The sequence below is a fragment of the Natrinema gari JCM 14663 genome (assembly GCF_000337175.1).
GTDB lineage: Archaea > Halobacteriota > Halobacteria > Halobacteriales > Natrialbaceae > Natrinema > Natrinema gari.
Genome location: NZ_AOIJ01000052.1, coordinates 119,046 through 144,684 on the forward strand (window position 1 = coordinate 119,046; position 25,639 = coordinate 144,684).

At 66.2% G+C, this 25,639-nt stretch carries 26 protein-coding genes; 17 read left to right on the forward strand and 9 right to left on the reverse strand.

What is annotated here, in order from left to right:
• The first annotated feature begins 62 nt into the window (after nucleotides 1-62).
• The 8 genes from C486_RS11725 to C486_RS11760 all read left to right on the forward strand — a co-directional run bounded on the left by C486_RS11725 (nucleotide 63) and on the right by C486_RS11760 (nucleotide 11,803).
• Nucleotides 63-1,271: an outer membrane protein assembly factor BamB family protein gene (locus C486_RS11725; protein WP_008456339.1), complete on the forward strand. Its 1,209-nt coding sequence runs from the start codon at nucleotides 63-65 to the stop codon at nucleotides 1,269-1,271.
• A 140-nt stretch (nucleotides 1,272-1,411) separates the two neighbouring features.
• Complete coding sequence (gene radA / locus C486_RS11730) at nucleotides 1,412-2,443, forward strand: DNA repair and recombination protein RadA (protein ID WP_008456340.1); 1,032 nt, start codon at nucleotides 1,412-1,414, stop codon at nucleotides 2,441-2,443.
• Nucleotides 2,444-2,930: 487 nt separating this feature from the next.
• Nucleotides 2,931-4,304, forward strand: coding sequence for a diaminobutyrate--2-oxoglutarate transaminase (locus C486_RS11735; RefSeq protein ID WP_008456341.1), 1,374 nt, complete (start codon nucleotides 2,931-2,933; stop codon nucleotides 4,302-4,304).
• Nucleotides 4,301-5,899 carry a pyridoxal phosphate-dependent decarboxylase family protein gene (locus C486_RS11740; protein ID WP_008456342.1) on the forward strand — a complete coding sequence of 533 codons (1,599 nt, stop codon included), beginning with the start codon at nucleotides 4,301-4,303 and terminating at the stop codon, nucleotides 5,897-5,899. The genes C486_RS11735 and C486_RS11740 overlap by 4 nt, the downstream gene beginning before the upstream one ends.
• Entirely contained in the window at nucleotides 5,896-7,788 is a 1,893-nt protein-coding gene (locus tag C486_RS11745; protein ID WP_008456343.1) for an IucA/IucC family protein, read from the forward strand. The genes C486_RS11740 and C486_RS11745 overlap by 4 nt, the downstream gene beginning before the upstream one ends.
• A complete protein-coding gene (locus C486_RS11750; protein WP_008456344.1) occupies nucleotides 7,785-8,447 on the forward strand; it encodes a GNAT family N-acetyltransferase in 663 nt (220 codons plus the stop codon). Before C486_RS11745 ends, C486_RS11750 begins: the two co-directional genes overlap by 4 nt.
• Nucleotides 8,444-9,916 carry a lysine N(6)-hydroxylase/L-ornithine N(5)-oxygenase family protein gene (locus tag C486_RS11755; protein WP_008456345.1) on the forward strand — a complete coding sequence of 491 codons (1,473 nt, stop codon included), beginning with the start codon at nucleotides 8,444-8,446 and terminating at the stop codon, nucleotides 9,914-9,916. The genes C486_RS11750 and C486_RS11755 overlap by 4 nt, the downstream gene beginning before the upstream one ends.
• 3 nt (nucleotides 9,917-9,919) lie before the next feature.
• Nucleotides 9,920-11,803: an IucA/IucC family protein gene (locus C486_RS11760; RefSeq protein WP_008456346.1), complete on the forward strand. Its 1,884-nt coding sequence runs from the start codon at nucleotides 9,920-9,922 to the stop codon at nucleotides 11,801-11,803.
• 93 nt (nucleotides 11,804-11,896) lie between these two features.
• Here the strand turns inward: C486_RS11760 and C486_RS11765 are convergent, their stop codons facing one another.
• The 3 genes from C486_RS11765 to C486_RS11775 form a co-directional block, all read right to left on the reverse strand.
• Nucleotides 11,897-12,319, reverse strand: a complete 423-nt coding sequence (locus C486_RS11765; protein WP_008456347.1) for an iron-sulfur cluster assembly scaffold protein — start codon at nucleotides 12,317-12,319, stop codon at nucleotides 11,897-11,899.
• Between the two features lie 245 nt (nucleotides 12,320-12,564).
• Nucleotides 12,565-13,197, reverse strand: a complete 633-nt coding sequence (locus C486_RS11770) for an HD domain-containing protein (protein WP_008456348.1) — start codon at nucleotides 13,195-13,197, stop codon at nucleotides 12,565-12,567.
• A 120-nt stretch (nucleotides 13,198-13,317) separates the two neighbouring features.
• Entirely contained in the window at nucleotides 13,318-13,770 is a 453-nt protein-coding gene (locus tag C486_RS11775) for a response regulator (protein ID WP_008456349.1), read from the reverse strand.
• 450 nt (nucleotides 13,771-14,220) lie between these two features.
• Between C486_RS11775 and C486_RS11780 the strand changes: the two genes are divergently transcribed.
• On the forward strand, nucleotides 14,221-14,424 hold the full coding sequence (locus C486_RS11780) for a hypothetical protein (RefSeq protein ID WP_008456350.1): 204 nt from the start codon (nucleotides 14,221-14,223) through the stop codon (nucleotides 14,422-14,424).
• A gap of 713 nt (nucleotides 14,425-15,137) precedes the next feature.
• Here the strand turns inward: C486_RS11780 and C486_RS11785 are convergent.
• Nucleotides 15,138-16,385 carry an aminotransferase class V-fold PLP-dependent enzyme gene (locus C486_RS11785; protein WP_008456351.1) on the reverse strand — a complete coding sequence of 416 codons (1,248 nt, stop codon included), beginning with the start codon at nucleotides 16,383-16,385 and terminating at the stop codon, nucleotides 15,138-15,140.
• Between the two features lie 176 nt (nucleotides 16,386-16,561).
• Between C486_RS11785 and C486_RS21020 the strand changes: the two genes are divergently transcribed.
• A complete protein-coding gene (locus C486_RS21020; protein WP_152419165.1) occupies nucleotides 16,562-17,074 on the forward strand; it encodes a hypothetical protein in 513 nt (170 codons plus the stop codon).
• 19 nt (nucleotides 17,075-17,093) lie between these two features.
• Here the strand turns inward: C486_RS21020 and C486_RS11795 are convergent, their stop codons facing one another.
• The 3 genes from C486_RS11795 to C486_RS11805 form a co-directional block, all read right to left on the reverse strand.
• The gene (locus tag C486_RS11795; RefSeq protein ID WP_008456355.1) at nucleotides 17,094-17,387 is read right to left on the reverse strand and encodes a DUF424 domain-containing protein; all 294 of its coding nucleotides are present in this window, start codon (nucleotides 17,385-17,387) and stop codon (nucleotides 17,094-17,096) included.
• 4 nt (nucleotides 17,388-17,391) lie between these two features.
• Nucleotides 17,392-18,342: a tetratricopeptide repeat protein gene (locus C486_RS11800; protein ID WP_008456359.1), complete on the reverse strand. Its 951-nt coding sequence runs from the start codon at nucleotides 18,340-18,342 to the stop codon at nucleotides 17,392-17,394.
• A 90-nt stretch (nucleotides 18,343-18,432) separates the two neighbouring features.
• Nucleotides 18,433-20,058, reverse strand: coding sequence for a hydroxysqualene dehydroxylase (locus tag C486_RS11805; protein WP_008456361.1), 1,626 nt, complete (start codon nucleotides 20,056-20,058; stop codon nucleotides 18,433-18,435).
• A gap of 130 nt (nucleotides 20,059-20,188) precedes the next feature.
• Here C486_RS11805 and thpR point away from each other — a divergent pair, with 130 nt between their 5' ends.
• Nucleotides 20,189-20,746 carry an RNA 2',3'-cyclic phosphodiesterase gene (gene thpR, locus C486_RS11810; RefSeq protein WP_008456363.1) on the forward strand — a complete coding sequence of 186 codons (558 nt, stop codon included), beginning with the start codon at nucleotides 20,189-20,191 and terminating at the stop codon, nucleotides 20,744-20,746.
• A 163-nt stretch (nucleotides 20,747-20,909) separates the two neighbouring features.
• Nucleotides 20,910-21,887 carry a hypothetical protein gene (locus C486_RS11815; RefSeq protein ID WP_008456367.1) on the forward strand — a complete coding sequence of 326 codons (978 nt, stop codon included), beginning with the start codon at nucleotides 20,910-20,912 and terminating at the stop codon, nucleotides 21,885-21,887.
• 65 nt (nucleotides 21,888-21,952) lie between these two features.
• Here C486_RS11815 and C486_RS11820 read toward each other — a convergent pair whose 3' ends face one another.
• On the reverse strand, nucleotides 21,953-22,894 hold the full coding sequence (locus C486_RS11820) for a M48 family metallopeptidase (RefSeq protein ID WP_338042900.1): 942 nt from the start codon (nucleotides 22,892-22,894) through the stop codon (nucleotides 21,953-21,955).
• Between the two features lie 266 nt (nucleotides 22,895-23,160).
• Between C486_RS11820 and C486_RS11825 the strand changes: the two genes are divergently transcribed.
• The 3 genes from C486_RS11825 to C486_RS11835 are packed head-to-tail and all read left to right on the forward strand — an operon-like array spanning nucleotide 23,161 to nucleotide 24,262.
• Nucleotides 23,161-23,313, forward strand: coding sequence for a 50S ribosomal protein L39e (locus tag C486_RS11825; protein WP_004267621.1), 153 nt, complete (start codon nucleotides 23,161-23,163; stop codon nucleotides 23,311-23,313).
• Between the two features lie 2 nt (nucleotides 23,314-23,315).
• Entirely contained in the window at nucleotides 23,316-23,594 is a 279-nt protein-coding gene (locus tag C486_RS11830; RefSeq protein ID WP_008456387.1) for a 50S ribosomal protein L31e, read from the forward strand.
• A 2-nt stretch (nucleotides 23,595-23,596) separates the two neighbouring features.
• Complete coding sequence (locus C486_RS11835; RefSeq protein ID WP_008456389.1) at nucleotides 23,597-24,262, forward strand: translation initiation factor IF-6; 666 nt, start codon at nucleotides 23,597-23,599, stop codon at nucleotides 24,260-24,262.
• A 268-nt stretch (nucleotides 24,263-24,530) separates the two neighbouring features.
• Here the strand turns inward: C486_RS11835 and C486_RS11840 are convergent, their stop codons facing one another.
• Nucleotides 24,531-24,842, reverse strand: a complete 312-nt coding sequence (locus tag C486_RS11840; RefSeq protein WP_008456392.1) for a hypothetical protein — start codon at nucleotides 24,840-24,842, stop codon at nucleotides 24,531-24,533.
• A gap of 152 nt (nucleotides 24,843-24,994) precedes the next feature.
• On the opposite strand from C486_RS11840, the gene rpl18a reads away from it, so the two are divergent.
• Entirely contained in the window at nucleotides 24,995-25,171 is a 177-nt protein-coding gene (gene rpl18a, locus C486_RS11845) for a 50S ribosomal protein L18Ae (protein ID WP_014862763.1), read from the forward strand.
• Nucleotides 25,168-25,614 (forward strand): prefoldin subunit alpha, encoded by a 447-nt coding sequence (gene pfdA, locus C486_RS11850; RefSeq protein ID WP_008456394.1) that lies wholly within the window; start codon nucleotides 25,168-25,170, stop codon nucleotides 25,612-25,614. The genes rpl18a and pfdA overlap by 4 nt, the downstream gene beginning before the upstream one ends.
• The last annotated feature ends 25 nt before the right edge of the window (nucleotides 25,615-25,639 follow it).

The following is a 25,639-nucleotide window of genomic DNA, read 5'->3' on the forward strand; positions in this document are numbered from 1 at the left end:
CCCGTGTCCCCGGTGGGCGGTGACACCTACTGTTATGCCGGTGCAGTCGGTAGCCGCGACCAGTGACTGAGTGGACCCAGTGCAAGGCCGATCCGCACAATTCGGGGCGTCGCCGCGAGCTCGAGGGGCCGGCCCGCGTGAGCGAGGCGTGGACGACCGATCTCGTCGGCCCGCCGGGGTCGCCGGTGCTCGATCGGGACACCGTCTACGTCGGCACGGCTCGGGGGAACTGCTACGCACTCGAGCGGGAGACGGGTCGTCGCCGGTGGACGTTCGAGACGACGGCGGCGACCGACGCGACGCCGGTCGTCACCCGCGAACGACTGTACCTCGGAACGGCCGACGGGACCGTCTCCGCCCTCGATCCTGCCACCGGCGAGGAACGGTGGCGGACGGCGCTGCCGGGCTCGCTCGAGGCGGCCCTCGCCCTCTCGAACGGCCGGCTCTACGCCGGCCACGCGGACGGTCTCTCCGCGCTCGAGGCCGAAACGGGGACGGAACTGTGGACGCACGAGACCGACTCGGCCGTCGTCGGCGCGCCGGCGATCGCCGACGGACGGGAGGGAGAGCAGCGCCGCTCCGCGCTGGGCGAAGCCCTGGGTGACGACCCACTCGAGCCGGAAGCGCCGTCGCTGCGCGACGCGGAGCGAGTCCGGGAGCCGGATCAACAGTGGGGCGCGACCGAGGAGCGAGTGTTCGCGGGGACCACGGCCGGGACGGTGCTGGCGCTCGCGGCCGAAACGGGCGAGGAAGCCTGGACTGCGCCGGCTACCGGAGCGGTCGCTGGCGGCCCGACGATCGCCGACGGGCGGGTCTACGTCGGTGACGACGGCGGGACGCTGCTCGCGCTGGACGCCGGCACCGGGCAGACGTGGTTCTCCTACGAGATCGGCGACGGCTTCACCACGTCGGTGACCGTGCTCGCGGCCGCCGAGACGACGTTCATCGGTGCCGACGACGGCTACTGTCACGTTACCGATACGACCGTCGGCCGGCGAAAACTGCGCGGGTGGCTGTTCTCGCGGAAGGGGATCGAACTCGACGGCCCGATCCGTTCCTGTCCCGTCGTCGCCGGCGACGTGCTCTGCGTCGGCGACGCGACCGGCTCGCTCTACGGGATCGACGTCGACGACGCCGAACCGCTGTGGCAGTTCGCGGCCGACGACGCCATCAGCGGAACCCCCGCGCTCGCCGCCGAACGGCTCTACGTCGGTAGCGAGGCCGAACGACTCCACTGCCTCGAGTGGGATGCCGACGACCGCCCGCACTGAGACGCGATCTCGCTTCTTCGACGCGCCTTCGTATTTCAATGCACGCCCTTCCCTTCGATCGACCCCGTCGCCGGCCCGCACTTTCACTTTCACTTCCCTGTTAACGAGGGTTTATGAGGGGGCCGGCACAACGAGGGAGTATGCCCGAATCTGATCTCGAGGAACTCCCCGGCGTCGGACCGGCGACCGCAGACAAACTTCACGATGCAGGCTTTGACTCCTATCAGAGTCTGGCCGTCGCCTCGCCGTCGGAACTGTCGAACACGGCCGACGTCGGCGAGTCCACGGCCGCGGACATCGTTCGCGCCGCCCGCGATGCCGCCGACATCGGCGGGTTCGAGACCGGGTCGACGGTCCTCGAGCGACGAAACGAAATCGGCAAGCTGAGCTGGCACATCGACGAGGTCGACGACCTGCTCGGCGGCGGCATCGAGACGCAGTCGATAACCGAAGTATACGGCGAGTTCGGGGCCGGTAAGTCCCAGGTCACCCACCAGATGGCCGTCAACGTCCAGCTTCCACAGGAGGTCGGCGGCCTCCACGGGAGCGCCATCTTCATGGACAGCGAGGACACCTTCCGGCCCGAGCGGATCGACGATATGGTCCGCGGACTGCCCGACGAGGCCATCGACGCGACGCTCGAGGACCGCGAAATCGAAGGCTCCGCGGACGACGAGGACGCGGTCGACGAACTCGTTGAGGACGTCCTCGAGAAGATCCACGTCGCGAAGGCGTTCAACTCGAACCACCAGATGCTGCTCGCCGAGAAGGCGAAAGAGCTCGCGGGCGAACACGAGGACTCGGAGTATCCCGTTCGACTGCTCTGTGTCGACTCGTTGACCGCCCACTTCCGTGCGGAGTACGTCGGCCGTGGCGAACTCGCGGACCGACAGCAGAAACTCAACAAGCACCTCCACGACCTCGACAAGGTCGGGAACCTCTACAACGCCGCCGTCATCGTCACCAACCAGGTAGCCTCGAACCCAGACTCCTACTTCGGCGACCCGACCCAGCCGATCGGCGGCAACATTCTGGGCCACAAGTCGACGTTCCGGATCTACCTCCGCAAGTCCAAGGGTGACAAGCGGATCGTTCGACTGGTCGACGCGCCGAACCTGGCCGACGGCGAGGCCGTCATGCGGGTGCAGGACGAAGGCCTGAAGCCCGAATAGGCGTTTCCGTCCGCTACAGCATTTCTGTGCCGTTTTATCGAGCACCGTCACGTCCCCCGGAGAGCGGGAAGCACGGCCTGCCGGTGAACCCTGGCGAACGGTCACCTGCCGCCCGCGATGGCGATTGCTTATAACTGAATGCCGCTTCTCGTGTCCCGTCGTCCGTCCGCGAGCGCAGCGCTCGTTTTCCGAAATCATCCCGTCTCGACGCTCTGTCGCCCGCTCGTCCCGATGCCGGACCGGCGATGACCGACTCGATTCGCGCTCGAGCAGCCTTCGGCGCGGCGATCGATCGGTGGGTCATGCCCGCTGCTTAGCCGCGCTGTCTGCCGAATAGCTTCGTTTCAGCAATTCCGATATAAGCTTTAGGTTGGCCTAAAAACCAGTACGCTTTTATTGGTTTAGGCTGGCCTAAAGACTGCATGCCGACGAAGCAATTACCATTGGATCGGGTCGAAAGGCAGTCACCGCGGCGAGGTGAGCGGTCGTGACCGACGGTGGATCGTCGGCCGAACGGCTCCTCGCACAGCAGGCGCGTCGGGAGTCGAACGCGAGAACGTATCCCCGCTCGCTGCCGCTCGCGATCGAACGCGCCGAGGGTGCGATCATCGAGTCCGTCGACGGCGACGAGTACGTCGACTGTCTGGCGGGTGCGGGGACGCTCGCGCTCGGTCACAACCATCCCGCAGTCGTCGAGCGAATGGAGGACCTGCTCGAGCGCGGTCGGGCCGTCCACACGCTGGACCTGACGACGCCGGTCAAAGAGCGGTTCGTCGATCGGCTGCTCGAGAGCCTTCCCGACGAGTTCGCCGAGAACGCGCGGGTCCAGTTCTGTAGTCCCGCCGGGACTGACGCGGTCGAGGCCGCGTTGAAGGTGGTGAAAACGGCCACCGGCAACCGGTCGATGCTGGCCTTTCAGGGCGGCTATCACGGGATGACCAACGGCGCGCTCGGACTGATGGGCGATACGGCGGCGAAGGAACCGGTTCCGGGACTGATGCCGGACGTCCATCATCTCCCGTATCCCTACGAGTTCCGCTGTCCGTTCGGGCTCGGCGACGAGGATTGCTGGCGGACAAGCGCCGAGTACGTCGAGCGAACCCTCTCGAATCCGGAGAGCGGAATCGTCGACCCCGCGGGGATGATCCTCGAGCCGGTCCAGGGTGAGGGCGGCGCGGTGCCAGCGCCCGCCGAGTGGCTCCGGGAGATGCGCCGGCTCACCCGCGAGCGCGACGTGCCGCTGATCGTCGACGAGATTCAAACCGGACTCGGACGCACCGGCGAACTGTACGGCATCGAGCACGCCGACATCGTGCCCGACGTGATGACGCTCTCGAAGGCCATCGGCGGCGGGCTCCCCCTGTCGGTCGTCGTCTACGACGAGTCCCTCGATGTCTGGGAGCCCGGCGCACACGCCGGCACGTTCCGTGGCAACCAGCTCGGCATGGCCGCCGGCACGGCGACCATCGAGTACGTCCTCGAGCACGATCTCGAGGACCACGCCGCCGCGATGGGCGACCGGCTACGAGACCACCTCGCGGAGACGGCCGCGACCTTCGACGTCGTCGGCGACGTCCGCGGTCGGGGGCTGATGCTGGGAATGGAACTCGTCGATCCCGACGGTGAGCCTGACTCGCTCGGTCGCTTCCCCGCGGACGGCGACCTGGCGTCGGCGGTCCAGTCGGCGGCGTTCGACCGCGGGCTGATCGTCGAGACCGGCGGCCGCGACGGCAGCGTCGTCCGGTTCCTCCCGCCGCTGACGATCTCGGCCTCGCGAATCGACCAAATCGGCGACATCGTCCGCGAGAGTATCCGTGCGACCGTCGCGGACGATCACGACCGCACGGAGGCCCCGGTATGACGAGCGACGGACTGGTCGGCCGGTTCCGTTCGGCACCCGACGAGCCGACGCCGCCGCCCGCCGCGGACGCCTTCCTCGGCGATCCGGCCGGCAACGCCGCCTACGAGGACGCGATCGACCGGGCACGCGACTGTCTCGTCGACTCGTTCGCAACGGCCGACGGACCCTACGCGGGGACCGACCACGAGACGCTCCGCGAGCGGATCGACGAGCTGACCGTCTTCCCCGACGAAGGCGACCCGCTTGCGGCCGTCCTCGAGACGGTCGGCGAGGACGTGCTCGCGGACTCCGTCCGGGTCCACGACCCCGGCTGCGTCGCTCACCTTCACTGTCCGCCGGCGATCCCGGCGCTGGCCGCGGAGCTGTTGCTTTCGGGGACCAACCAGTCGCTGGATTCGTTCGATCAGGCCCCGGCGGCGTCCGTCCTCGAAGAGCGCGTCGTCGACGCCTGCTGTGATCTCTTCGACTATCCGGCCGGCGCTGACGGCGTCTTCACCGGCGGCGGCACCGAATCGAACTTCCTCGGCTTGCTGTTGGCTCGCGACTGGTACTGTCAGACGCGGTTCGATCGCGATGTCCAGACCGCGGGGCTGCCGCCCGAGGCGACTGACCTCCGCCTGTGTTGCTCGGCGGCCGCCCACTTCACCGCCGAACAGGCCGCCCACCACCTCGGGCTCGGCGAGGACGCGGTCGTCACGGTCCCGACCGACGACGAGCGGCGGCTCGATCTCGAGGCGCTGGACGAGACGCTCGCGCGACTCGAGAGCGAGGGTCGGCATCCGTTCGCGCTCGTCGGCACCGCCGGCACGACGGACTTCGGCAGTATCGACCCGCTCGCGGAGCTGGCCGACCGGGCCGCCGAGCGCGACCTGTGGTTCCACGTCGACGCCGCCTACGGGGGCGCGTGTGCGATCAGCGACCGTCTCCGGCCGAAGCTCGCGGGGATCGACCGCGCCGATTCGATCGGCGTCGACTTCCACAAGCTGTTCTACCAGCCGATCGGCTGCGGGGCCTTCCTGCTGCGCGACGGCGACCGCTATCGCTTCCTCGAGCGCAACGCGACCTATCTCAACCCTGAGCGCGACGACGCGGCGGGCGTCCCGAACCTCGTCTCGAAATCGACCCGGACGACGCGCCGCTTCGACGCGCTGAAGCCGTTCGTAACGTTCAACGCCCTGGGTCGGACGGGCGTGGCCGACTGCATCGAGTACGTCTGTGACCTGGCCGACGCCGTCGCCGCCGATATTCGAGCCGAACCGGCGCTGGAACTGTGTTGCGAGCCAGCCCTGAGCGCGGTCGTCTTCCGGTATCGGCCGGCCCGATCGGACGCCGCCGCTCGAGCGGCGGCGTCCGACGAGCGGCCCGAATCCGCTTCCACGGCCGCTATCGACCGGGTGAACCGTGCCATTCGGGATGAACTCCTGGCCGACGGCGAGGTCGTCCTCGCTCGGACCGAGGTCGACGGCACCGCCGCGCTGAAGCTCACCCTGTTGAACCCGAAGACGACGCGCTGGGATCTCCGAGCGGCGCTCCAGGCGGTCATCGACTACGGTGAGACGATCGAACGCGATCGAGAGACAATCGATTCCGCATGACTGCACACCCATCCACACGAACGCCGAGCGACGAGCAACGCGTCGACGCGACGCGTGTCGCACGCGACGCGACGATGCACAGCTTCCTGAACTGCTACTGCCACGAAACCGGGACCGGCGAGTTCGTCGCCGCGGCGGACGCCCCGATCGACCGTACACCGCCGAGCGGGCTCGTCCTGCGGCTCCCGCTTGCAGCCCAGGGGATCGAGTGCTTCGCCCCCGTTGCGTATCGATCCCCGACCGGCCGCCATCTGTTCGAGCTGCCCGCCTCCTACCGCGCCGGCTCCGACGGCGACCCGGTCGAACTCGATTACGCGACGCTCGCGACGCTCGTGACGAAGGAACTCGAGCTCACACGCGGCGCGGACCCGAACCGCGACGACCTCCTCGAGCGGGTCGTTCGCTCCTGCCAGAACGTCGAGCGGTACGTCGACGCCCGCGCCGACGACGGCGAGACCCTGTACGGACCGGACTTTACGTTCCGCGAAGCCGAACAATCGCTCGTCTTCGGCCACCTCCGCCACCCGACGCCGAAGAGCCGCCGGGGTATGGAGCGCAACGCCGAGCGCTACGCCCCGGAACTCGAGGGGTCGTTCCGCCTGCACTACGTCCGCGCGGATCCCGACATCGTCGAGAGCGACTCCGCACGCGACGACTCCGCCGCCGCGTGGGTCCGGACGGCCCTCCGGGACGATCCGGCCGTCGACGACTCCGTACTCGCGGACTCCTTCGCCGACGACGCCGTCCTCCTGCCGGTCCATCCGTGGCAGGCCGACCGCCTGCTCGAGCGGCCCGACGTACAGGACCTCGTTTCGGCGGGGAAACTCGAGTCGATCGGCCCGCTGGGTCGCGAATTCTATCCGACGACGTCCGTCCGGACGCTGTACGCCCCGACGGCTCCGTTCATGATCAAGGGATCGCTCGCGGTCGAGATCACGAACTCGGTGCGGACGAACGAGCGGCCGGAACTCGAGCGCGGCGTCGCGATTTCGGACCTGCTGGCGACCGAACTCGGCGACGACCTGCGCGACCGCTACCCCGACTTCGACGTGGTTCGAGATCCGGCGTACCTGACGATCGATCCCGACGTGGTCGACGCCGGCGACGAGTCCGGCTTCGAAGTCGTCCTCCGGGAGAACCCCTTCCGTGGCGAGGCCGCTCGACGGGCGACGCCCGTCGTCGCGCTCTGTCAGGACGCGATCGGGGACGGCCGATCCCGGCTGGGTCGGATCGTCGCCTCGATCGCCGACCGCGAGGGCCGCGACGCCGCCGCTGTCAGCGAGGAGTGGTTCCGCCGCTACCTCGCGATTTCGATCCGACCGCTGCTGTGGCTCTACCTCGAGCGCGGGATCGGGCTCGAGGCCCACCAGCAAAACAGCGTCCTCACGCTGGACGAGGCGGGCTATCCCGATACGTTCCGCTATCGGGACAATCAGGGCTACTACTTCCCCGAATCCGCCTCCGACCGTCTCGAGGAGGTCTGCCCCGGCGTCGGCGAGCGGGCGGGCTCGATCTGTCCCGACGCAGTTGCCGACGAGCGCATCCGCTACTACGTCGTGCTCAACAACGCCCTCGGCGTGATCAACGCCTTCGGGACCGCGGGGCTCGTTCCGGAAGGGCGGCTGCTCGACGTCCTCCGCGAGGAACTCGAGTCGCTCCGGGAGTTCGATCGGCCGGGGACGGCGATCCTGGACCCGCTGCTCGAGTCCGAAACCGTCCCCTGCAAGGCGAACTTGCTGACGCGGTTCCGCGGATTGGACGAACTCGACGCGCCCTCGCTCGACGAGCAGTCGGTGTACGCCGACGTGCGCAATCCGCTGGTCGATCGGCCGGCGTCGGCAACCCTCGACGAATCGTCCCCGTCGGGACCGTCGGAGGTGACCCGATGACGGCTCGCGAGCCGACTCGCGGCTCCCATGCGACGGTCGTCTCGGCGTACGATTTCGAGTACTACGACGAGACGATCGACCGCCACGTCGGCTTCCGGCCGGTCTCGCTCGAGCGCGACCTCGGTCGCCTGCACGCGTGGCTGGGATCGGAGCACGTCAAGCCCTACTGGGACCTCGACGAACCGCTGCCGGCCTTCCGCGAGACGCTGCGGGAGAAACTCGCGGACGACCACCAGACGCTGTACGTCGGCTGTCTCGATCACGTCCCGATGAGCTACTGGGAGCGCTACTGGGCCGCGGCGGACGATGTCGCAGCGTACTACGACGCCGAGCCGGCCGATCAGGGGATTCACCTCCTGATCGGGCCGGAAGAATACCTCGGCGAGGGGTACGCGGTCCCACTGCTCCGCGCGATGGTCGCGCTCCAGTTTCGCCACCCCGAGACCGACCGCGTCATCGCCGAACCCGACGCCCGTAACGAGGCGGTCCTCGCGACCGCGGCCCGGTGTGGGTTCGAACCGCGCCGCGAGTTCGAGTTCCACGAGGCGGACAAGACCGCGACGTTTGCCGTCTGCACGCGCGAGCGGTTCGAACGCGAAATCTGGCCGCCGGCGACGGCCGAGGCCGACTCGCGATCCTCCCGAGGTGAGCGGCGGTGACTGAGCACGGCGGGGCCCGTCCCGCCGAGGCCGACGGCAGCGACGATCGGTCCGTCATCGACCGCGGTCACTACGATGTCCTCGGCATTGGCCTCGGCCCGTTCAACCTCGGGCTCGCGGCGCTGCTCGACGGCGCGGACGCCGCGCTCGACCTCGACGCGGTCTTCCTCGAGCGCGAACCCGAATTCGCCTGGCACGAGGGGATGCTGATCGAGGGTGCCACTCTCGAGGTGCCGTTCCTCGCGGATCTGGTGACGCTGGCCGATCCCACCAACCCGCACAGCTTCCTCAATTACGTCCGCGAGCGCGACCGCATCTACGAGTTTTACTTCTACGAGACGTTCCAGATCCCGCGCCGTGAGTACGACGCGTACCTGCGCTGGGTCGCCGAGCGCGTTCCGACGACCCAGTTCGAGCGCGAGGTGACGAGCGTCGAGTCCGAGGCCGACGGCGACACCGACGACGCGGCGGCGGGCGGTCCGTTCGTCGTCGAGGCCGTCGCCCCCGAGACGGGCCAGCGCTACCGCTACCGGGCCGACGACCTCGTCATGGGCGTCGGCTCCCGGCCCGCCCTGCCGGCGGTCGCCCGCGACCACGCCGACGGCACCGCGCCGCTGTTTCACACCGCCGACTACCTCGAGCGCCGCGCCGACGCCCTCGAGACCGACGCGATCACCGTCGTCGGCTCCGGGCAGAGCGCCGCCGAGGTCGTGTTGGACCTGCTCGAGCGCCAGTCGACCCACGGCTACCGACTCGACTGGCTCACCCGCTCGGACGGGTTCTTTCCGATGGAGTACTCGAAACTCGGGCTCCAACATTTTACGCCCGAGTACACGCGGTACTTCTACGACCTGCCCCAGTCGCGCAAGGATGACCTGCTCGCCGACCAGGACCTGCTGTACAAGGGGATCGATCCCGAGACCAGCGAGCGGATCTACGATACGCTCTACGAGCGGTCGATCGGCGACCGCGACCCCGACTTCGGCATGCTCGCGACGACCGAAGTCCGCGATCTCGAGCGGGTCGCGGGCAACTACTGGCTCGCGTGCGAACAGCGCCACCAGGAGCGGGCGTTCGTCCTCGAGACCGACGCCGTGATCTTCGGCACGGGCTATCGGCGGCCGACGCCGACGTTCCTCGAACCGATCGCGGACCGGATCGCGTTCGACGACCGGGGGCGGCTCTCCGTGACTGCGGACTATCGCCTCGATGGGGCGTTCGGCGGCCCGGACGACGACGCCGGCCGCGTGTTCGTCCAGAACGCCGCGTTGCATAGCCACGGCGTCGGGACGCCGGACCTCGGACTGGGCTGTTATCGGAACGCGGTCATCGTCGATCGGCTCGCCGATCGAGCGGTGTACCCCGTCGATCGGACCACCGTCTTCCAGGACTTCGACGTCGACCAGTTCGCCGACCACGCGTCGGTACACACCGACGGACCGCAATCGCTGTCGCTCAACACGGAGTAACTCATGCAGAACCCACGACACGACACCGAGACGGAGTACGGACTCGACGGAATCGCGACGCTAGACGACGTGCTGACCGCGGACCGCTGGACCGATGTCGGGCGGGAGCTGCTCGGGAAGATTCTTCAGGAGTTCACCTACGAGGACATCCTCGAGCCGGAGCCGATCGACGACCCGCCGGCCGACGACTCGGACGGCGAGTGGCGCACGTACGAGATCGCTCTCGAGGGGGTCCGGTATCGCTTCGACGCCGTCGAGCGGTTCTGGAACTCGATCAGCGTTCGCGCCGACTCGATCGAGCGCGACGCCGGCGATGGGTTCGAACCCGCCGACGATCCCCTCACGTTCGTCGTCGACCTCGAGCCGACGATCGACATGGATTCGATCACCGCCAGCCATCTGGTTCGGGAGTACACGAACACGCTGCTGGCGGACGCCCACATCGACGCCGACGAGAGTGCCGCTCCCGCCGAGCGCTCCGTCGGCACTGAGGCCGACCGGTCGGTCGTCGACATGTCCTACGCCGAGATCGAGGGCGAGATGACCGGCCACCCGTGGCTCACGTTCAACAAGGGCCGGATCGGCTGGGGGTACGACGACTACCGCGACTACGCGCCCGAGCGGTCCGAACCGATCCGGCTCTCGTGGTGTGCCGTCTCCCGCGAGGCCGCCGCGTTCGTCAGCGTCGCGGATCTCGACCACGAGACGCTGCTCGAGTCGGAACTCGGCGACTACTACGCGGAGTTTCGGGCCGAACTCGAGGGGCGCGGGCTCGAGCCCGACGACTACTTCTTCGTGCCAGTCCACGACTGGCAGTGGGAGAACGCAATCGTCCCCCTGTTCGGCCGGCAGCTCGCGACGGACGACATCGTCCCACTGGGGACCGGACCGGACGAATATCTGCCCATGCAGTCGGTCCGGACGTTCGTCAACGCCGACGAGCCGACGAAACACAACGTCAAGCTTCCGATGCAGATCATCAATACGCTCGTCTGGCGTGGCCTCCCCGGCGAACGCACCGAGGCCGCGCCGCTGGTCACGGCATACGTCAAAGACGTTCGGGACTCGGACCCGTTCCTGCGTGACGAGTGCGAGGTCGTCCTCCCCGGCGAAATCGCGGGCGTGAACTTCGATCACCCGACGTTCGACGCGCTCGAGGCCCCCGCCTACCAGTACAACGAACTGCTGGGCTGTGTCTGGCGCGAGAGCGTGACGGCCCTCATCGACGACGACGAACGGGCGATGACGCTCTCCGCGCTGTTGCACGTCGAGGACGGCGAGCCGGTCATCTCGAAACTCGTCGAGCGTTCCGATCTCGAGCTCTCCGAATGGCTCGACGAACTGTTCGCCACGATGCTCCCGCCGCTCCTGCACTACCTCTACCGGTACGGAACAGCCTTCTCGCCACACGGGGAGAACACGATCCTCGTCCTCGAAGACGACCGCCCGTCCAGGCTCGCCGTCAAGGACTTCGTCGACGACGTCAACGTCGCCGAAGCACCGCTGGCGGAACTCCAGGGACTGCCCGACGACCTTGACGACGTGCTCCTCTCGGTTCCCCCGAAGGAACTGCGTCTGTTCGTCGTCTACGGGCTGTTCGTCGGTGTCTATCGCTACCTGTCGGACCTGCTGAGTCGCCACCACGACTATCCGGAGGCCGAGTTCTGGGGGCAGGTTCGGACCGCGATCGAGGACTACCACGACCGGTTCCCCGAACTCGAGGAGCGGTTCGAACTGTTCGACCTGCTCGAGCCGACGCTCCCGAAGCTGACGCTGAACCGCAATCGGATGATCGATATCGGCTACGGCGACCGTCCCGAGCGCCCCCACGCGATCGAGCACGGCACCGTCCCGAACCCGCTGTACGAGGTCGGACCTGAGCGGTAACAGCACCAGCAACGCGCGCCGAGATCGACAGCGCCGATCGGGAAAAGAGAACGCGGCTCTCGATGTTCGGTTTCCGGCGGCGACGAAGCGGCGTCAGTCGTCCTCGGTCGTCGTCTTGTCGACGTCGAGTTCGCCCTGATAAATCTCCGCGCCGTCCTGTGCCACCTTTTCGGCGAGGACGGCACATTTGACGCGCATCGGCGAGATGTCGACACCGAGCATGTCGATCACGTCGTCGCGGTCCATCTCCTGAAGTTCCGACAGCGTCGTGCCCGCGAGTTCGCCCGAGAGCATGCTGGCGGCGGCCTGACTGATCGCACAGCCGTCGCCCCGGAAGGCGACCCGTTCGATCGTCTCCCCGTCGTCGGCGAGTTTGACATCCATGCGAATCTCGTCGCCGCACATCGGGTTCTCCCCGATGTGGGTAAAAGTGGGATCCTCGAGTTCCCCGTAGTTACGCGGGTTCTTGTAGTGGTCGAGAATCTGCTGTCGGTACATATCGGAGCCCAGTCCCATTGTTGGATACGGATAGGCCAGTGAGTTGTAAAAGGGTTCCGGGGCCGAAAGCAGGCTCCCAGACCCGGATTCGGCGGGTTCGAGGCTGTCGCACGGTTTTCGACGACTCGAGGATCGTCGTCCATGAACAGGGAGCCGCTGATGGCGCTATGCCGACCCTCGATCGGTGCGGGAACACAAACCCTCTCAGAAGTTTGTTGTTTTATCTTTTCCGGAGAGACAGTCAGCCGTCGCCGTCCGGTTCGTCACGCCTCGCCCGCGACTTCCCTCTCGAGTCGCTCGAGAAAGGCGCGAACGAACGCCACACGCTCCGCGGCGAGGTCCCGACCGACATCGGTGTACATCCGCGCCGGCAGGTCGAGAATCTTCTTGTGGACGTGGTTGTACTGGGTCGCGCCGGCGTCGGTGTCGTCCGCGGCGACCGGCTGGGCGGGGTCGTGGATCGGCTCGCCGATCTCGCCGCCGTAGGCGAACACGCGGGCGATGCCGACCGCACCGAGCGCGTCGAGGTTGTCCGCATCCGAGACGAGTTTCGCCTCGAGCGTGGCGGGTTCGACGTCGTTCGAGTAGCGATGGGCGTGGATACAGTGCTGGACGCGTTCGACCGTCTCCGTCGCCGCGCCGAGATCGCGCATGATCCGGCCACCCTCTCGCATCCCCCACGTCGCGTGATCGTCGATCTCGCCGCGGTCCTCCCTGGAGCGACCGATATCGTGGAGGGCAACGGCGAGACGAATCACGCGGTCGTCGACCGGGTCCGGATGGCGGTCGACGAGGGTCTCGGCGAGCGTGTCGACCCGCTGGACGTGGTGCCAGTCGTGGGCCGGTGACGCGTCGTCGAAATACGGGCGTGCGCGGTCGCGAACTGCCTCGAGCATTACTGCGTGATTTCGACAGCTGGAAAATAAGTGTGCCGTCCGTGGGGTCCGGCGGCGGCCGACGGACAGCGACGTGGGTCGTCTCAGATGGTTGCGGTCGAAGGTCGCCCGCTCTCGCGATCACTGCGACGACGTCTGGACGATCGCGAACCAGAACTCCTCGATCGATCGAACGAACTCGACGAAGTCCTCGGGTTCGACCGGCTTCTGCATGTAGGTGTCCGCCTCGAGCCCGTGTGACCGGATGATCTTCTCCCCGGCGTCGGAACTGGTGAGTACGATGACTGGAATCTCGGCCAGCACCGGGTCGTTTTTCAGTTCCGAGAGGATGTCGATCCCGCTCTTGCCGGGCAACTGGGGCTCGAGGAGGACGATGTCCGGACACGATTCGTCCGCGTATTCGTTTCGCTGATGGACGAAATCGAGCGCCGAGTCGCCGTCGGAGACGATGTGAATCGTGTTCAGGAGTTTCGCGTCCCTGAACTGTTCCGCGAAGAGCCGGCTGTCGCCGGGGTTCGGCTCGACCAGCAGGATATCGATTTGCTCCCCCGTTCGTTCGCCTTCCGTGGACATTTGGGGGACGGTACCACGTGTACAGGTAAAACATCCGTGTCACGCTCGCTGAACAGTCACCGAACCCATACCAGTTGGTTCGGCGCGGACGCCGTCTCCACTACCGCGACCGAATTGCGAGTCGCGTCGCGACGGCGAGCGGTCGATCCTTGGATACTCGAGCCGTGTACGGTATTTCTCCAGGCGGTGAACAATAGATATGAGTTACTATGGACTGACAATCAGCATGGAAGTCGCTCTCCAAACGCGCGAGCGGAGGGTCACGTATCGATAATGCCCCGGGTGTCAGAGCACCCGAGACTGGCTTCCAATCCCCACCGAGGAAGTTGCAAGCATGATTGCGTACATTCTACCGGGATATAAACGTCCCGCACGACGACGGAATCAACACCACCGACCAGCGACAGCGCCCGATGCTCGGGACCGGCCGCAGCGGCCACGGCGGTCGCGATGACCGGTCACGACGAGCGGGTCGATCCGGCCAGTACGAGGACGGAGCCGGCCGATGAGGCGGCTGACGCGACCGACTGGTCGCTTTCCGACTGCCCCGCCTGCGGCCGTCCCGTCTGGGTCGTGACCGTCACCGACCCCAGTGACGCCACCGCCACCCCCTGTGGCTGTTCCGTCCCGCCCGGCAGCCTTGAGCGCGAATAACGGGCCGCCGAGCACTCGTTTTTTGTCGTTGCTCGAGTCGCCTCCTCGCACGTGAGGGGTCCCGACGTGCCTGACCGGAGAGACCTTGCTTCAACCCTACCAGGGTCCTGCTGAAACCTCCTGAACGCGGTCGCGATGCGGAAGCAACTCGTCGCTTCAACCCTACAAGGGTCCTTCTGAAACACTACTTAGTTTTAACCCACTATTCCGTGTTCTACTGCTTCAACCCTACAAGGGTCCTTCTGAAACCGTCAGTAGTCATCGGTGATCCACTCCAGTTCCAGTGGCTTCAACCCTACAAGGGTCCTTCNCTACAAGGGTCCTTCTGAAACCGTCAGTAGTCATCGGTGATCCACTCCAGTTCCAGTGGCTTCAACCCTACAAGGGTCCTTCTGAAACCGTTCGGGTCGCGCAACGTCGGCGCGAGAAAGACGGCTTCAACCCTACAAGGGTCCTTCTGAAACCATGCTTCATATCGGTCCTACAGTATCTAATACGCTTGGATTAACGGCACTCGTTTCGTCGACCGTTACTTCTGGAATACCTCCCGGGGGTCGACGAACGTTCCATAATTCCGAGACGAGCGGTGGGGACGCGAACAGTTCCCTCATCCCTCCGAAGCGGTAACTCCACTTCGAACCTTGGCTCGCGGTGCTTGCTGAGACGGCCCTCGAGCGCCAGTGAACGTGTCGTGTCTCGCGGTCAGCGTTCGCTTACGCGAACAACTGCCGCGCGTTGTCGATCGCCGCGACCAGGTCGTCGATCTCCGCTTTCGTGTTGTAGACGTAGAACGAGGCGCGAGCCGAGGCCGCGACGCCCAGTTTGTCGTGGAGCGGCTGGGTACAGTGGTCGCCCGCGCGGATCGCGACCGCGTGGTCGTTCATGATCGAGGCGAGGTCGTGGGCGTGGACGCCCTCGAGGTTGAAGCCGACGAGGCCGCCGCGGTCGGGGCCAGGTTCGGGGCCGTAGATCTCCACGTCCGGTTCCGCGTCGAGTTGGTCGTAGGCGTAGCGAGCCAGCTCCTGCTCGTGGGCTTCGATGCGGTCCATGCCGATGTCCTCGAGGTAGTCGATCGCGGCGACGAGGCCGACGGCTTCGGCGATCTGTGGTGTGCCGGCCTCGAACTTCCAGGGGAGGTCGTTCCAGGTGGACTCCTCGTAGGTGACCTTCGTGATCATGTCGCCGCCGTAGAGGTACGGCTGCATGGCCTCGAGAATCGCCTTCTTGCCGTAGAGCGCACCGATGCCGGTGGGGCCGGCCATCTTATGGCCCGAGAACGCGTAGAAGTCGGCGTCGATGGCCTCGACGTCGACGGGCCGGTTGGGAACGGCCTGTGCGCCGTCGATAAACGCCAGCGCGTCGTGGTCGTGGGCGATGTCGACGAGGTCGGAAACGGGGTTGACGGTGCCGAGCGTGTTCGAGACGTGGACCGCCGAGACCATCGCGGTGTCGTCGGTGATGAGGTCGGCGGCGTGGTCCATGTCGAGGCGGCCGTCGTCGTCGATCCGGATGTACTTGACCTCGGCCCCGGTGCGCTTGCCGATCTGTTGCCACGTGACCAGCGAGGCGTGGTGTTCCATCTCGGTGAGGACGATCTCGTCGCCGGGGCCGAGTTCGTTCAGCCCCCACGCGTAGGCGACCAGGTTCTCGGCTTCGGTCGTGTTCTTGGTGAAGACGATCTCCTCGCGGCCGCCGTTGGCCCCGATGAACTCGGCGACGCGGTCGTGAGCCTCCTCGTAGGCGATCGAGGCCTCCTGGCTCAGGTGGTGAATCCCGCGATGGACGTTGGCGTTGTACTCGCGGTAGTAGTCGCTCATCGCGTCGATGACCGGATCGGGCGTCTGGGTCGTCGCCGCGTTGTCGAGATAGACGAGTTGCTCGCCGTTGAACTCCCGCTGCAGGATCGGGAACGCCTCCCGAATCGCGCCGACGTCGAGCGCCTCGAGGTTCCGTTGGCTCATTGGTGAGTAGAACGGACCGCACACAAAACACTCCTTCGGTCCGAAACCGGCCGCGCGGTCCGGCCGCGGGTCGAACCGGCTTGGCTTGCCGATACGAGGCTGGTTCCGACACAAGCGGGCTGGCGGCTCAGGCCACGATGCGCTGGGCGAGCAGTGTGGGTCACGGGGGGAGATGAGTGGAGTGGGGAGGAAAGGTGGATGGAGACGGGGTGGAGGGGAGCGGCAGGGGAGTGGTGGAGCGGTTCTGGTGGGTTCCCTGCCGCAGTGAGTCGGTCGACGGCCGCACGGATAGGGGTGGCTCCAAACACGTTTGGTATCCGATAGGGGGAGACGACGGACGGCGAGCGCAGTTCGCCGCCGGCGATCTGGAGCGTGACCGGTCGAGATGGAGCGGCCGGCCGTCGATGTCTCGGCTGCCGTCTGCAGGGGCATCGATGGCCGTCGTCGGGCTCTCTATCGTGTTCGTCGCCCGCTGGGAACTGCTAACCGCCGGCCCGTACTGGAAGGGCAAGTACGAGCCCACGACGATCTCGGTGGCCAGTTTGTCGTCGGCAAAGCTGGGGGTGAATTGCTCGAGAACGAGACAGCACGTTGCGGCTTCGACTCCCGTCCGGCAAATCGGTCTCCATCGGCGCTTGCCCGGCCGCGACCGGTGCGCGGTTCCCACCGGCTTATACGGCCCGCTGTGAATCGGTTCAGCAGACCGTATCACTGCATCTGCAACAACTGCGCGTGCAGCGTCGCCCCCACCTCGAGGACGTTCGCCTCGTCGACGAACCCCTCTTCGACGGCGAGTTCGACGGCGCGGGTGCCGACGATGTTGGCGACGTCCGCCTGGGCGAGACTCTCGACCGCTGCGCGCTCGTCGACCACATCGGTGCCGTAGAATTCCTCGGTGACGGTCAAGGAGAGCTCGCCGTCCTCGAAGGTCTCGCCGAGCACGTCCTCGTCGCAGACGGCGACCAGCAGCCCCTCCTGTGTCTGTCGCTCGTTGACGATCATCCGATCACTCGAGCTCCCGCTCGCGGTCCTCGTCCGCGTCGTCTCCGATGCCGAGATCGGCGACGCCGAGGTCATCCAGTCCGATATCGCCCTGTCGCTGGGGCGGTGTCTGGCGGTTCGCGCCGCGACCGCCGCGGCCAGCGCCGGCACCGCCACGTCCGGCTCCCGGACCGCCGCCAGCGCCGGCATCGCCGCTCGCCTGCCCGTACATCTCCTCGCGGTCGTCCATCATCTCCCGTTCGGCCTGCTCGCGCATCCGATTCGCTTCGTCGGCGATCTCCTCGGCCTGATCGAACTCGCCGAGTTCCTCGAGGATCTCGGCTTTCGTCTCGAGCACCTTGGCGTTGCGCAGGCCCAGCCGGATCGCGTTGTCGACGCAGTTGAGCGCTTCCTCGGACAGCCCGCGTTCCGAGAGGAAGAACGCGCGGTTGAACCAGCCTGCGGCGAAGCGCTCATCGATCTCGATGGCGCGCTCGGCGTGTTCTAAGGCCTCGCTCGTCTCGCCGAACTCCCAGAGGGCGTAGGCGAGGTTGGTCTCGGCGGTGGCAGCGTGTTCGCTCTCCTCGTCGATGCGTAAGGCCTCTCGGTGAGCGCCGATCGCCTCGTCCCACTCCTCGAGTTCGCCGTGGGCGACGCCCTTGTTCACCCACGCCTCCTGCTCGAGTTTGTCGTCCTCGGCGTAGCGGGCGGTTCGCTCGAAGGCGTCGGTGGCCTGTTCATAGCGGTTGATCTGCATGTAGCTCAGGCCGATGTCGAGCAGTTCGCTCGCGTCGACGTCGTCCTGGTCGATGTTGTGCTGGTCGAGCGTGTCGGTGACGACACGGGAGTCGACGGGGTCGACCTTCGACGGGTCGATGCCGAGCTCCGGCGGATCCAGGTCGAACTCCTCGTACGGATCGCCGAACCCCTCTCCCTCGGAGAAGCGATGGTCGCGATCGTCGTCTCGGTCAGTCATGAGTTGAATGTCGCGGCGACGACTGTTAAGGCCTGCGACCCGGGTATCGGCGGCGTTTCGCTCCCCTCGAGTCCCGGCGGACCCCGGCTCTCAGACGCGCTCGCCGAGGCGTCTGGTGACCCCGCGGAGCGACTGGGTCACCGCCGCCGGATGTGGCAGCCCGAGGCGATATCGGAGCCGGTCCTGTCGTTTGAGCGGCTCGAACACGGCGGGCTCTCTGAGTTCCCAGATCCGCGCCCGCCCCCGTCCACCCCGTCGATCGAGGACGGCGTTGGCCGCGCGGCGACCGGCCTCGTTGGCCGACTCCATCGAGGCGAGATCGGTGTTCGTTCGCACGTAGTCGCTCGCCAGCGTGAGGTTCCGGACGCCGACGTCGGCCGGCGGCCGGTTCCGGAGCGACCCCACGGTGTTGATCAACAGCGGCGAGCGGTTCTCGACGCCGGTTTCGGTTTCGACGATCGACGGATCGAGGAACCACTCGACCAGCATGTCGTCCCGCAGCCGCCGGTCGGCCCCGTTCAGGTGGGTCTTGAGTTGCGCCCAGACCTCCGCGGCGATCTCCTCGCGCGTACAGTCTCTGGCTGGCTTCTCGTGGACGATTCCCGGTGTATCCCAGTCGGAGGCGATCACCGACAGGACCCCTTCGACATCGTCCGGACCGCGCGTCTCGAGGTCGTAGTCGGTCCAGAACTGACGCTGCGAGATCGAGGTCAGCGCCCACGGGGCGTCCGCGTAGACCTGGTGGCCCCGCGTCAGTTCGACATCCTCGGAGAGGTAAAACTGGATGCCGTTCATCCAGGCCGTCTCGAGGCGCTCGATCCGGCCCAATTCCGGCGCGGCCCGGCGCAGTGCAGGCGTGACGAACGCGGGGGCGACTTCCACCGGAACGGCCAGCACGAACTCGTCGGCCGCGATCGTTCGACCGTCGGCCAGTTCGACACCGGTGATCCGTCGTCCATCGAACGCGAGGTCCCGTACAGGGGTGTTCGCCCGGAACTCGACGCCGAGCGTCTCGAGGTGGCGCACCCACGGATCGATCCAGGCCTCGTTCGTCGGCGCGTTCAGGATTCGCTCGGTCGGCTCGCTCGGATCGAGTTGGCCGAACAGCAACTGCAGGTAAATGGTGCCGACAGTGCGGGCGCTGCCGACCTGCGGGCGGAGCGCGACGAGCGCCTGGGTGGCGTAGGCGAGTCGGTCTCGAAACTCCTGTGAGCGGTGCTCGGCGTCGATGAACTCCCACCAGGAAATCTCGTCGAGTTCCGCCTCGCGCCGCTGTTCGCAGGCGGTCAGCAGGTACAGCAGTCGCTCGAGCAGGAAGCGAACGTCCTCGCGGGGCAGGTCCTCGGCGAAGGCCGGCCGCAGCGCCTCGAGCCAGCCGCGCAGCGAGTCGGGCGAACTGGTCTCGGCGATCCGCTCCGGGGCTGTCGTACTCGCGATGAGCGTCGCCTCGGTCTCGACGAGGTTGTCCGCGACCGTCCCGCCGTCGGTCGGAATGCGCTCCATCGTCTCGACGACGTGGCGGTAGAACGCCGGGAAGAAGCGAAAGCCGTGCTCGCCGTGTAGCGCCCCGGATTCGTCCGTGATGGGCATCGATCGGGCCTTCCCGCCAAACCGGTCGTTCGCCTCGAAGACGGTCACGTCGAGCCCGCGGTCGGCGAGTTCGTGAGCCGCGGTGAGGCCGCCGATACCACCACCGAGGACGGCTACGTCAGTCATTGGCGTTCCTCGGCGGTCGATCCGCATAACGGGCGTCCCTAACCACGAACCCCCTCGGGAGGGGCACGCTCGTCACGGGCCGGTCCGCGTCGCCGTCAGTCTTGAGTGTGCCGCCCGCGAGGGTTCGACTATGCGACTGTTCGTCAGCGTCGACCTTCCTGACGACCTCGCGGACCCGGTCGCCGACCTGCAAGCCGAGTTCGCCGACGCCAGCGGGCTCGCTTTCACCGATCCCGAGCAAGCCCATCTCACGCTGAAGTTCCTCGGCGAGACTGCCGAGGACCGACTCCCTCCCCTCGAGCGGGCGCTGTCCGCCGCGGTCGACGACGCCGATGTCGACCCCTTCACGGTGCGCTACGGCGGGTTGGGGGTCTTCCCGAGTCTCGACTACATCAGCGTCGTCTGGCTGGGCGTCGAAGCGGGCGGCGAGGAACTCACGCGGCTCCACGAGGCCATCGAGGATCGGACGACGGCGATGGGGTTCGATCCCGAAGACCACGAGTTCACGCCACACGTCACGCTCGCCCGGATGCAACACGCCGGCGGTAAGGACCGTGTACAGGACCTCGTCCGGGAACGCGAGCCGACGATCGGCGAGGCTCGCATCGACGAAATCCGCCTGACAGAGAGCACGCTCACGGATGCGGGGCCGGTCTACTCCACAGTCGAATCCGTCCCGCTCGAGTGAGCCTCGAGCCCCGGAACTGCGCAGTGGCGAGTGCCGCCGCTGGTATCCCGGTCCGGAACAGCGGCTGTCGCCGTAGGAGGTGCGTATCGTGTCTCGGCCGGCTGTAGTCAGGCACTACGGACGGTGGTCTCAAGGTCCGGTCTCGCATACTGCCCGCGAGACGATGGGACCCGGACTCGACGAACGCTCGTCGGGCGGTTCGCACAGCCGATGGCACGTTACGCGCCGAGAGGCACTCGTTGCACTCGGCGGCGCGGCCCTGGCCGCCTCGACCGGTCCATCGAAGACCACGATGGCGGCCGATCGCAGCCGCGACGGACTCGTTCGCGTTCGCGTCTACCCCGGGCGCGTCCCGTTCCCCGCCCGGGTGCGGTACGGACTCGACGACCTGCGTCGCGACTGGCCGACGCCACTCCGAGACGCGCTGGCGGCCATCGAGGAGGCGTTCGATCAGGTCCTCGCCTACGCCCGCGACCGCTCTCGGCTCGAGAGCGTCGACATACGCGTCGAGCGCGGCGCTCCGATCCGATTCCCGCCCGCATCGATACCGCTCTCGATCGACGCCGTGCTCCCGTCGCTGCGGTGCCTTCTCGAACGGTTTCGCGACCGCATACGGTCCCGAAACGCGCTCACTGGGCGCTGCTGTCACGTCCTCCTCGAGTGGTCGCCGCTGAATTATCGCATCGGCTACGGCGGGACGCTGGCACCGCATTCGATTACCGGCGAGGCCGACGGCGGCGACACCGGTGACGCACAAGCGGTCGTCAACGTCGGCGCGACCGAGGTGTGGGACTCGCGCCCGGTGACGCGAGCGATGGCGATCCACGAGGCGATGCACACGTTTCTCCCGGACGATATCGTCGACGCGATCGGCGACGCGGTCTGCGATCACGAACTCGGGACCGCCGTACGAACGGACGCAGAGACGCTGGAGGTGTCACCGATGGCGACCGCCTACGCCGGCCCCGACCGGATCGGTGGCGGGACCCGCTTTCACGGCACCGGCTGTTGCGATCGGAGCCGGTTCTACCGCCACGACGGCACCGACGGCATCGACACCTGGACCTACACGACCGAACTCAGCGAGGCGACGTGTGAGGCGGTGACCCGCTATCTCGAGCGGCAATTCGCGATCTCGTAGCAAAAGATCGATTCTCTGAGGTTTCGTGACGTCTCTATCGTGTTTGGTTATCGCTTTATCGAGCATTACATTCCGTAGTCAGAAATCAGCTCAAGTCTCTTTTCGGTGGGTGGATGCGTTCGAAAGAACTGGGACCGAAATCGAGGGGACGATTTTCGAAGCGACCACGGAGAGGTGACGTTGTCATCTTCATCCCAGTACGTCACTGACTCCTCGTCATCGGTTCGCAACTTGAGGGGGAGAATCGATAGCGCTGACACCGAATTGACAGCTCGAAGATCCTCCGATGGCATCGTTTCGATCCGCCGGTCCAGCGTCCGGAGAGCACTCGCCAACGGTCCAGCCGAGCCGATAACTTCAACGGCGGCCCGATCTGCGGCGAGTTCTCGAGTCCTAGAGCAAACGGCAACGATCCCCTGTGTGATTACCAGCCCGACGAGACCGACGATCGTGAGAAGGATGGCGGTAACCAGATCACGGTCTGCCAACTCCGGGAATCGAGCGACAAGCCCAGCCGCCAGTACTGTTGGGACCGATATAACGGTCATTACTATCGCGTCACGGTTCTTTACGTGTGCGAGTTCGTGAGCAATAACGGCCTCGAGTTCGTTTTCGTCGAGTGCTTTGAGCGTTCCCGTCGAAAGAATAAGGCGGATTGCCGTTGGTCGAACACCGACGACCATTGCCTCAGGTGCAGGGCTGTCCGAAACCGCGATGGTCGGTGCTGGGATGTCGAGCATCGAGGCGACCCGATTTACCGTTGCATGGAGTTCAGGGTAGTCCTCGACCGGTACCGGTGTGGCAGTTGCCGCTCGTTCGATTGTCGCTGGACCGCGATACTCGAGAACGACGACTCCGAGGAGTAAGACGATCGTTGGAACGGCAGAGAGTAGCATGGCGGTCGAGAGTGGGACCCGAAAGAACAGGAGAATACCGACGAATACGCCCCAGATAGAGATAACGAACCCGGTAGTAGCCATGACTAACAACGTTACTGAGAGGATCATCCGCAAAACGAGTGACCGTTTTATCGACCTAGTCATTGGTTACGAGTATTGATGTCCAGTATTTTTTCCTACCGAAGACTGTCGCTCGCCGATAGGAACTGGCGTTACTAGCGAGTACGACTGCATCGGAGCTGTCTTGTTGCGATGAATTCCCTGCATTCATCGTTCGATCAAGGAAAGACAACCATTCCGCACTGGGATCTCAGAATCGGGGTCCCTGCAAGATGGACAAGATTTTATGCCAGCGTAGGCTACGTCCGGCTACTATGGGTAAGAAATCGAAGGGCAAGAAGAAGCGACTTGCCAAACTCGAGAACCAGAACAGCCGCGTGCCGGCCTGGGTTATGATGAAGACGGACATGGAAGTCCAGCGGAACCCGAAGCGACGCAACTGGCGGCGTAACGACACCGACGAATAACGATGAGTGCAAGTGATTTCGAGGAACGCGTCGTCACCGTTCCGCTGCGAGACGTCAAGAAGGGAGCCAACCACGAGGCCGCCGACTACGCGATGCGACTGGTCCGCGAACACCTCGCGAAACACTTCGCAGTCGACGAGGACGCCATCCGTCTGGACCCCTCGATCAACGAGGAGGTCTGGTCGAACGGCCGTTCGAACCCGCCGCGAAAGCTGCGCGTTCGCGCAGCCCGCTTCGACGAAGAGGGTGCGGCCGTCGTCGAAGCCGAGGTCGCTGACTAAACTTGCAACGCCTCGCCTTCGCCGGGTCGGCCTACGTCGGCGTCTTCGCCCGTGCGACCGACTCGTGCGTCCTCGTTCGCCACGACGTCGACGACGACGTTGCTGCCGACCTGACAGACGAACTCGAGGTCCCGGTCATTCGGACGACCGTCGGCGGTTCCTCGACGGTCGGCGCGCTAGCGACCGGTAACGAGAACGGCCTGCTCGTCAGCGCTCGCGTTCTCGAGTACGAACGCGAGCGCCTCGAGGAGGCGGTCGACGTGCCCGTCGCCGAACTGCCGGGCAGCATCAACGCCGCCGGCAACGTCGTGCTTGCGAACGATTACGGGGCCTACGTCCATCCGGACCTGCCCCGCGAGGCGGTGCAAATCGTCTCGGATACCCTCGAGGTTCCCGTCGAGCGCGGCGACCTCGCGGGCGTCCGGACCGTTGGTACCGCCGCGGTCGCGACCAACACCGGGGTGCTCTGTCATCCCAAGGCGACCGACGCGGAACTCGACGTCCTCGAGGAGGCCCTGGACGTTCGGGCCGATGTCGGCACGGTCAACTACGGCGCGCCGCTGGTCGGCTCCGGTCTGATCGCCAACGAGGCCGGGTACGTCGTCGGCGAGGACACCACCGGGCCGGAGCTTGGCCGGATCGAGGACGCGCTGGGCTATCTGGACTGACGCCGCGTCGCGACTCGATTCTCCGTTCCGCTCTTTCTCCTCGAGCCACCGCGACCGACGCCGGTGGCGCACCGCGGGCCGCGTCGGTTTGTTTCCCCGCCCGGCGGCTCGCTGTGCTCGCGATCGACTCGTCTACACCTGTGCTGCGCCGGCAGGACGTGTTCTTCATCGCCGACCGTGTGGTCTCGGTCGCCGTCCTCGTGCCCGTATCCGCGGGCGATCGCGCCCTCGCATTCTCGCCCGTCCGCTGTGACCGAACGGAAGCCGCTCACCGACGCTCGAACCGATGTAACACGACGTCGCTGTCGCCGTCCCACTCGAAGTTCTCGTGGACGCGCTCGAGCAGCCGCCGGTACCCCTCGAGGTCGTCCATCCCTTCGGCCTGTGCGTCCTCGTCGCTCAGTGCCCCGAGCGTTCGCTCGCGGACGGCGGTGACCTCGAACGTCGTCCCGTCGATCGCGAACGTGTCCCCTTCGTCGGCGTACCGGTGGCCGCGATGGATCTGGGTGACGTCCCCTTCGAGGGCCTGTGTTCGCATTCGCTCGCTGGGCAGTAACTCGTCGGCGTCGAGATCGCTCATGTCGGCGGCTTCAGGCTCGCGGGTTAAAATCGTTGACCCTCCGCTCGTCGGGAGATCGGCGCGCGCTGGCCGCTCTCAGTGCCGTTGCCGGCGGTTGCGCCCGCTCGAAAGGGAAGGGAAGATTCTTCCGACTGCCTGCCGGAGGAATGGGTATGAGTCAATTTACGGTCAGTGGCCGGTTCAAGAGCCGCGACGGATTCGCGGAGTTCGAGACGACCATCGACGCCGAGAACGAGAACGTCGCTCGCGAACACACCTACACCCAGCTCGGGAGCCAGCACGGGCTGAAACGGAGCGAAATCGAACTCGAGGAGGTAGCCCAGCAATGAGTCAGCAGCAACTTCAGCAACTGTCCCAGGAACTGCAGGAGATCGAAGAACAGATCGAGACCCTCCGGACGAACGTCGAGGCCGTCCAGCAGGAGAAAACCGAGGTCGACGAGGCAATCGAGGCCCTCGATACCCTCGAGACGGGGTCGACCGTGCAGATGCCGCTCGGCGGCGGTGCCTACCTGCGCACGACCATCGAGAACATCGACGAAGTGATCGTCGACCTCGGAGCCGACTACGCCGCGGAGTTCGAGGAGGACGACGCCGTCGACACGCTCGAGAACAAGAAAGAGCACCTCGACGACCAGATCGACGACCTCAACGAAGAGATCGCGGAACTCGAGACCGAGAGCGACGAACTCGAACAGCAGGCCCAGCAGCTCCAACAGCAGGCGATGCAACAGCAGATGCAGGGCATGGGCCAGGGACAGCCCGACGAATAACGCGGCGTAGGGACTCCCAGCATTC